Genomic DNA, 2,216 nt, shown 5'->3' on the forward strand with positions numbered 1-2,216 from the left:
AAAAAGGCGGTACTAATCGAGTGGTTACGAACAAACTTATTGACCAAACATGGATCATAATGTCGATCGGAATGCGGGAATGGGCGCATGGGTTCTGATCAAATGGTCTTGGTATGAGTCAATTCGTCCACACGGCCTACACTGCATCTCACTGACACAATGACCGGCATTACACCCAGTCTTCCGTGGAGAAGCTTGATGTTTGATAGGACACCAGATCGCTGTCGTAGGACAAGTCGACGTCATTTCCATCACTAAACGCTACGTAATCACCGGCCCAATCCTCGACGTTATCATAGGTATTCCCCTCTGAATCGGTGACTGTGCCTGTCTCCTCGTCATATGTGGCATCATAGGCATCAAAGTAGATAACGATGGTGTCTTCATCTGCATCAAAATCAGTAATCGTGACGGTCCCGCCTGCCAGGACAAATGTGTCGGCACCATCCCCTCCGGTCAGCGTGTCATTGCCGCCAGTCGAAATGAGAACATCATCGCCGTCATCGCCATCAAGGGTATCGTCGCCATCTCCTCCGACAAGGATGTCGTCGCCGCCACCGCCAGTTAGAACATCATCACCATCATATCCGAGGAAAATATTGTCTTCGTCATCACCTGTAATCACATCATCATAGTCGGTGCCCCAGATGTTTTCTATGCTGTAGAGGTGATCGGAATCGCCAAAACCGTCATCTTCGACCAATACATAGGTCTCGCCTGTGCTGTCCTCATATGTATTCGTCAGATCGACAATGATCCCGGATGTTGAATCGGTGTATGCCGAAGTATCGGAGCCATCCCCACCATAGATGTAGTCGTCACCAGCGCCAGCCTGGATCCAGTCATCTCCATCAAAGCCGTAGATGTAATCAGCCTGGTCTGTATCAGCGCCTGTATACCCGGCGATCGAAGAATCCGGGATATACCCATAGATGACGTCGTCATAATTATTCCCTACCAGGGTTTCTGACGATGACGAACCGTAGACGTACCAACCTGAGTAAGCCCCCATAAGAATATAAGCGGAATCATCAATCGAGCTGACTTCACTTGATGTCATGTCGACGGAGCCGCCGCTGGTGAAGCTGTAGACTTCGCCATCAGACGTAACAATCAATGCGTTTTGCAGCATCGAGTAGTAAAAGGCATCCACCATAGTCTGCGACCATGACGTTACATCGTCACCAAATACTTCACTGACATCATCAAAAGTCACCGTAGCGACAATATCGGAAGAATCTCCGTTATCGTAAACGATAGTGAAACCATAGCCACCACTTGTAAGATCGCTCGATAGAAAAACGTTCGACAGGCTGGTCGAATAGATCGGAATGATTATGACATCTTCGAGCGGATTGAAATCCGTGACCTGAGCATACCCAGGCGTCGGGTCACTTTCAGTGTCATCCGTCGCGAACAAGGTCGCGTCCAGAATGTCGGACACCGCATATGCAACCGTACTTGCAACCGACGCATACCCCAGGCCAGTTACACCTGCAGCTGTTACCGAGCCGTAGAGGACCGATGTTGTCGTTTTGCTGATTGTTGTTGCAAGGTCGCCCCAGTCGACAGATGAAGACGAGGAACCGTCATCAGCAACTTCACCAAGAACGAACGTGTCCGCGCCGGAACCGCCAGTTAGAGTGTCCGATTCGCCGTCAAACAGAGAACCGGAATAGAGCCAGTCATCCCCATCACCGCCATAAAGAGTATCATCGCCGTCTTCGCCGTACAGGATGTCGTTGTCATCGCCGCCATATAGCGTGTCATTTCCGAAATTCCCGTAGAGCGTATCATCGCCCCCTTCACCGTAAAGCAGGTCGTCGCCTGTCATGCCATAGAGGGTGTCATCACCGCTGGTGCCATACAACTCCTGATCGGCAATCAGAGAGTCCGCAGTATCCGCTTCCTCTTCATCTGTGTCGTCATCGATATCAGTAAGTTCATCCAAAATCGACATTGCATCACCCTTCACGCAATAATATACATTGATATTATTATCAGTAAAAATGAACATATTTAGTTAATTTTTATTAATACACTCAGCGGTACTTAGAGACTGCGCAGGCATCAATGCGAAAGGGTCCTGAAATGCAACGAGACCTTTTCGAACCGGATCAGTGTGTGGACGTGACTGGAAATGCAAGCAGTCTTTCCAGGGTTGATAAGAAGTGCGGTCGAGTTCCAACGTGGAGTTCGTCCCTGTTTCCGGACAG

At 49.4% G+C, this 2,216-nt stretch carries 1 protein-coding gene; it reads right to left on the reverse strand.

Translation table 11 applies throughout. The features are described from left to right. Nucleotides 1-169: 169 nt before the first annotated feature. The gene (locus tag E1297_RS02610; protein ID WP_196223155.1) at nucleotides 170-1,960 is read right to left on the reverse strand and encodes a calcium-binding protein; all 1,791 of its coding nucleotides are present in this window, start codon (nucleotides 1,958-1,960) and stop codon (nucleotides 170-172) included. Nucleotides 1,961-2,216: the final 256 nt, after the last annotated feature.

Source organism: Roseibium sp. RKSG952, assembly GCF_009711355.1.